4 protein-coding genes and 1 pseudogene are annotated in these 5,832 nt (G+C 60.8%); 2 read left to right on the top strand and 3 right to left on the bottom strand.

Annotated features, from left to right (window positions below):
* The first annotated feature begins 384 nt into the window (after nt 1-384).
* Nucleotides 385-1,863, top strand: coding sequence for an NAD-dependent succinate-semialdehyde dehydrogenase (locus tag NKJ01_RS35820; RefSeq protein ID WP_352735279.1), 1,479 nt, complete (start codon nt 385-387; stop codon nt 1,861-1,863).
* Between the two features lie 13 nt (nt 1,864-1,876).
* Entirely contained in the window at nt 1,877-3,277 is a 1,401-nt protein-coding gene (locus NKJ01_RS35815; protein ID WP_352735277.1) for an aspartate aminotransferase family protein, read from the top strand.
* 235 nt (nt 3,278-3,512) lie between these two features.
* Here NKJ01_RS35815 and NKJ01_RS35810 read toward each other — a convergent pair whose 3' ends face one another.
* The 3 genes and pseudogenes from NKJ01_RS35810 to tnpB form a co-directional block, all read right to left on the bottom strand.
* On the bottom strand, nt 3,513-3,746 hold the full coding sequence (locus NKJ01_RS35810; RefSeq protein ID WP_502905961.1) for a hypothetical protein: 234 nt from the start codon (nt 3,744-3,746) through the stop codon (nt 3,513-3,515).
* A gap of 2 nt (nt 3,747-3,748) precedes the next feature.
* Nucleotides 3,749-5,425, bottom strand: coding sequence for an IS66 family transposase (tnpC, locus tag NKJ01_RS35805; RefSeq protein ID WP_352735273.1), 1,677 nt, complete (start codon nt 5,423-5,425; stop codon nt 3,749-3,751).
* 65 nt (nt 5,426-5,490) lie between these two features.
* A pseudogene (gene tnpB, locus NKJ01_RS35800) lies at nt 5,491-5,715 on the bottom strand (IS66 family insertion sequence element accessory protein TnpB); the annotation flags it as partial.
* Between the last annotated feature and the right edge of the window lie 117 nt (nt 5,716-5,832).

The following is a 5,832-nucleotide window of genomic DNA, read 5'->3' as shown; positions in this document are numbered from 1 at the left end:
CGTTAGAGGCACTGCATTACGCGAATGATCGCACCTCAATGCAGGAAATGAGCGTTGTTTTGCGAGGCACGCATAGATGCGGCGACGCGCAGGGTGGAAGAAGAGGTTTCCTCTGCGCTGTTCAATCGCCTGGCTACGGTGATTGATGCCACTCAAGCCGCCTTCGGAAACGCCCCTCGCAAACGCCGCTTACAATATTCCGACGTAAGCTGTTGGTTCTTTTGATCGGCACAAGTGCGCCAAGTCTTAGCCACGGCTCGCTCGTTCACGCGCGAATTAGTCTCTTTTTTGCAGGAATGCGGCTTTGGAGACCCCAACTGCGCTGTCGACGGGCGCTGATGCTACAATAGTCTGACGGCATCACGCATCCACTCGGAGTCGTAAATGAGAGGCGCCGCAACCACTGCATTACTGGGGCTCAAACGCCCGGACCTTCTGCAAAGAAGCGGTTATGTGAATGGCGCCTGGCTCTCGAAGTCGGAAACACTCAGCGTGGTGGATCCTGCAACTGGCGATGAGCTGGCGCAAGTAGCGGCCTGTGGAGTTTCCGACGTGGACGATGCGGTCCATTCCGCGAGAGCAGCGTTCCTCGAATGGCGCGGCCTGCTACCTTTAGAACGTGGCGCATATCTGCGGAAATGGGCGATCGCTATGCGAGAAAACGCGCAAGACCTCGCTGTCATCATAACCGCCGAGCAAGGAAAGCCGATTGCTGAAGCCCGTGAAGAAATTTCATATTCTGCTGGCTTTCTTGATTGGTTTGCAGGAGAGGGCGAGCGGGCTTATGGCGAAACCATCCCCAGCCATATCGCCGGAAGCCTGCTGGCCGTGCAGATGCAGCCGATCGGAGTAACGGTCGCTATCACGCCATGGAACTTTCCCTCGGCAATGATCACTAGAAAGGCTGGAGCCGCGCTGGCCGCAGGCTGCACCATGATCGTCAAGCCCGCGCCGGAAACGCCCTTGTCGGCGCTGGCGCTCGCCCGTCTTGCCGAGGAGGTAGGGATTCCCGCCGGCGTGTTTCAGGTGATCACTGGCCAGGCTCAGCCACTGGCCACGCGGCTGTTGCAGCATGCCCAGGTGCGCGCGTTCTCTTTTACCGGCTCGACCGAGGTCGGCCGATTGCTGCTCGAGCAGTCCGCGAAGACCGTCAAGAAGGCCTCACTCGAACTTGGCGGCAATGCTCCTTTCATCATTTTCGACGATGCGCCAATCGAAGCTGCGGTCGCCGGCTGCATGGCCGCCAAATTCGCGACATCCGGTCAGGACTGTTTGGCAGCAAATAGAATCTACGTACAGCGGGGGGTCTATGACCATTTCCTAGAAGAATTCGCCAAGGCCACTCGCAAACTAAAAGTTGGGCACGGATTGGAGGTCGGGATCGACATCGGTCCAATGACCAAGGCGTCAGGCGCTGACAAGTGCAGGCAGCAGATCTCCGAGGCTCTGTCAGTCGGAGCTCGAATGGTGGCCGGCGCAAAGGATGATCCTCTTGGTGGGAACTTCGTGACGCCGACCGTGCTCGCCGATGTGACCGACGAGATGCGGGTCGCCTGGGAAGAGAACTTTGGTCCCGTGGCAGCAATCCTGTCCTTCGACGACGAAGGGGAGGTGCTCGCGCGTGCCAACAATTCGGAGATGGGCCTTGCCGCGTATGTCTACACCCGGAACCCCAACCGCGCGATGCGGCTCTCCGACCGGCTCGAATACGGCATGGTTGCGATGAACACCCCGAAATTCACCGGAGCTCCCATCCCGTTCGGTGGATGGAAACAGTCGGGTCTTGGCCGGGAAGGTTCCAGACACGGCCTCGCCGAGTATCTGGAACCAAAATACACATGCTTTGGAATTCTAGCAGCGTGAGAGGATGCGCCCAATGACTTTTGATATCAAAGAAATCAGCGAAAAGGACAGGAATTCCGTCCTGCATCCTTTCACGCAGCTTAAGGATTTCGCTACAGGCAAGCTCGGTGAGCCCACCATCATAGAAACAGGCAAGGGCATCCGCATTAAGGATGCGCACGGCAACGAGTTCATCGACGGTTTCGCGGGCCTATACTGCGTCAACGTGGGCTATGGTCGCACCGAAGTCGCCGAGGCAATTTCTCGTCAAGCTTACCGTCTCGCCTATTATCATTCCTACGCAGCGCACACGACAGAAGAACTTGCGATCCTTTCTGACCGCCTCGTGAAGATGGCGCCAGGGAAGATGAGCAAGATCTTTTACGGCATGTCCGGTTCGGACGCCAACGAGACGCAAGCCAAGCTCGTCTGGTACTATAACAACCTACGAGGCAAGCCGAACAAGAAAAAGATCATCTCGCGCGAGCGCGGCTACCATGGCTGTAGCGTCATGTCCGGCTCGATGACGGGCATGAGCTTCTATCATGACCACATGGATCTGCCGCTGCCGCAGATCGTTCACACCGGTGTTCCACACCACTACTGGGGCGCAAGCCCGGGCGAGACCGAGCAGGAATTCTCGGCGAGGCGAGCCGATGAACTTGATCAGCTGATCGAACGCTTGGGCTCGGAGAACGTCGGTGGGTTCATCGGCGAACCTGTGCTGGGCACCGGTGGCATTACGCCCCCGCCGGAAGGGTACTGGGAAGCGATTCAGGCCGTCCTCAAAAAGCATGATGTGCTGCTCATCGCCGATGAAGTCATTACCGGCTTCGGCCGCACGGGCTCCATGTTCGGCTCACAGCATTATGGCATCGAACCCGACCTCATCACGGTCGCAAAAGGACTAACCTCTGCCTACTTCCCACTTTCCGCGGCGATCGTGGGTGAGAAGGTCTACAAAGTACTGGAGGAAGGGGCTGCCAGGGTCGGCTCATTCTCGCACGGCTACACCTATTCTGGTCATCCGATCGGCGCCGCTGCGGCCAATGCGGTTCTAGACATAGTCGAGAAGGAGGATCTCCCAGGTAATGCTCGTGAAGTAGGCTCCTTTTTCCAGGCGCAGCTGAAGGAAAAGTTCGCGCAGTTGCCGATCGTTGGCGAGGTGCGCGGGGTCGGCCTTATGGGCGCGATCGAATTTGTGGCCGATCGCGACAACAGGAAGCGTTTCGATCCGACGCTCAAGGTTGGTGCACGAATTTCAAAGGCTGCTCGTGACCGTGGTCTAATCGCTCGTGCTATGCCGCACGGGGACATTCTCGGCTTTGCCCCGCCGCTCGTAGCAACAAAGGCCGAGATCGAAGAGATCGTCGCAATCGCGGAAAGCGCCGTGCGCTCAGTTATGGATGAACTCGTCCGAAACCAAAACATCTAAAAACGCCTCCATAGGGACAGCGCTCCGGGTGTGAGAGCGGGAAGCGCCATTCCTACAGGTTCTTTGCACTCAGCGGGACCGAGTGGAGTGCAAAGCGAATTGCGTCCTATAAGCTTGGGAGGATATCTCGATTGCCGGCTGCGACCTCACCGAACGTCATTTAGGCGAAGCGTACCCGTCCGGTGGGGACCGCAGACGTGCGTATCCGGCGGCCATGAGCACCGCGGTGCTGGGGTCAAGCTTTCGATGGGGAGACGCGATGATATTCTTCGAGGAGGAGTTTGACTTCCTCGATGCCTTCATCGGTGAAGGCCAAGATTCCGTCGTCATCGTTGGCGCCGTACACCCAGATGACGCCGTCCTCGGGCTCGAGACCGGGGGTCAGGTCCTGGATGAGCGTTTCGCTGACGCCGAGATCCCTGGCGACACGTTCGACGGTGTAGACGTGATGCACCTTATTGCGCTGCATGATCAGGCCGCCGCTGGTTGGGTCCGCAGTTTTGCGGATCTCCAATTCCACGGCAGCAAATCATCGATCCGATGGGCCGGATAGGCGGGCAGGCGGGCGAGGACGTCGGCGAGCCAGGCCTGAGGGTCGATATCGTTCATCTTGGCGCTGACGATCAGGCTGTAGAGAACGGCCGCGCGCTGTCCGCCGCGATCGGAACCGCAGAACAGCCAGGACTTTCTGCCGAGAGCGATGCCGCGCAGGGCTCGCTCGGCTGCATTGTTCGATAGGCAGATCCGCCCATCGTCGAGGAACCGGGTGAAGGATGACCAGCGGCGCAGCATGTAGTTGAAGGCCTTGGTCAGATCGTGTCCGCGCGAGAGCTTGTCGCGCGTCTCGATCATCCAGCGCTCGAGCTCGGTGACCAGCGGCGCGCTCCGCTCCTGGCGCACGGCGTGGCGTTGGCCTGGCGACAGGCCGTTGATCTCGCGCTCGATATCGAACAGGGCATCGATGCGCTTCACGGCTTCGACCGCCAGCGGATAGATCAGGTTGGGCTTCTCGCCGTGCGCCTTCTTGCGCGCCGCCGCTTCGACATCGGCCAGCTCGAACACTTTGCGCCGGCTGTGGGCCCAGCAGCTGGCCTCCAGAATAGGCGTCGGCTGACGACCCGTCGCATAGAGATCGCCATAACCACCAAAGGCATCGGCCTGCAGAATGCCGCTCCAGCCGGCGAGATGCGCCGCGGGATGTTCGCCTCGGCGATCGCGCGAATAATAGAACACTGCCGCCGGCGGATCGGCGCCGCCGAACGGTCGGTCATCGCGCACATAGGTCCATAATCGGCCGGTATCGGTCTTGCCCTTGGCCAGGACTGGCACCGTCGTGTCGTCGCCGTGCAGACGTGAAGCGGCCAGCACATGGGCTTCGAGCCGCTTGAACAGCGGCATCAGCGCCGCGGCGCCGGCGCCGACCTGGTCGGCGAGCGTCGACAGGCTGAACGGCACGCCTTCGCGGGCATAGCGTTCAGCCTGGCGGTTGAGCGGCTGATGCTGGCCGAACTTCTCGAACAGGATCATCGCCAGCAGGCCGGGACCGGCCCAGCCGCGTGGGGTGGCGTGGAACGGCGCCGGAGCCTGGCTGATCGCTTCGCAGTCGCGGCAGGTGAACTTCTCCCGCACGTGCTGGATCACTTTCCATTGCCGCGGCACCACCTCCAGGGTCTCGGTGATATCCTCACCCAGCCTGCGCAGCCGATGGCCGCCGCAGCAATGGCAAGCGGTCGGCGCCGGCTCGACCACGCGTTCGCGCGGCAGATGCTCGGGAAATGGCTGGCGCGCCGGTCGCTTGCGCATGTAAGGCGCCACCTCGGTGGTCCGGGCCGCGGCCTGTTCGGCGGCGATCTCGTCTTCCGTCGCGGTGCTCTCGAGTTCCTCGAAGGTGAGTTCCATCTGGTCGTGCAGGCGGGCTGAGCGTTCAGAACTCTGACCATGCAGCGCCCGCTGCAGCTTCCGGATCGTCAGATGCTGATGCGCGATCAGCGCCGCATCATCCGATGCCTTGGCCCTGGCGACCGCCAGTTCGGCCTCGACCAGCGCAGCGCGCGCGGCCTCGTCTTCGGCTCTGGCCAGCGCCGCGGTCAGCGCGGCTCTCAGCGCGCCAATATCGTCCGGAACAGCATCCTGGGCGGTGGCAACCATGCCCTGGAGTGAATCATAAAACGCGTCCGCTGACTCGCGGAAAATGGCGCAACTCAAAGAAAAACTCAGCCCGCGCGCTGCGGGCGGAACGTGTGAAGCGGGTTGCGCCAATCGATCCCGTCGAGCATGTAGGCGAGCTGCGCCGGTGATATGGAAACCATGCCGTCCGCCGGCGACGGCCATAGGAACCGGCCCTTCTCGAGCCGTTTTGCATACAGCGACATGCCGAGCCCATCATGCCAGATAATCTTGATCAGATGGCCGCTGCGGCCGCGGAAGACATAAAGATCGCCGGCATGCGGTTATGTGGCGCGCCACATAACCGTTCTTATGCGTCGGGCGAGATTATGTGGCGGAGCCTTCCTGGTGCCAGCCTAGGCCCGCCGGTCCGGATTTTTCCGCCACAT

Origin of the sequence: Mesorhizobium sp. M0276 (genome assembly GCF_040321755.1) — a bacterium.
Classification (GTDB): domain Bacteria; phylum Pseudomonadota; class Alphaproteobacteria; order Rhizobiales; family Rhizobiaceae; genus Mesorhizobium.
The sequence above is the reverse complement of the archived record's forward strand: the minus strand, read 5'-3'. Positions and strand labels throughout refer to the sequence as shown.

Coding starts and splice junctions, on each gene's coding strand:
- NKJ01_RS35820 (WP_352735279.1), top strand. CDS start 385: ATGAGAGGCGCCGCAACCACTGCATTACTGGGGCTCAAACGCCCGGAC.
- NKJ01_RS35810 (WP_502905961.1), bottom strand. CDS start 3,746: ATGCAGCGCAATAAGGTGCATCACGTCTACACCGTCGAACGTGTCGCC.
- NKJ01_RS35815 (WP_352735277.1), top strand. CDS start 1,877: ATGACTTTTGATATCAAAGAAATCAGCGAAAAGGACAGGAATTCCGTC.
- tnpC (WP_352735273.1), bottom strand. CDS start 5,425: ATGGTTGCCACCGCCCAGGATGCTGTTCCGGACGATATTGGCGCGCTG.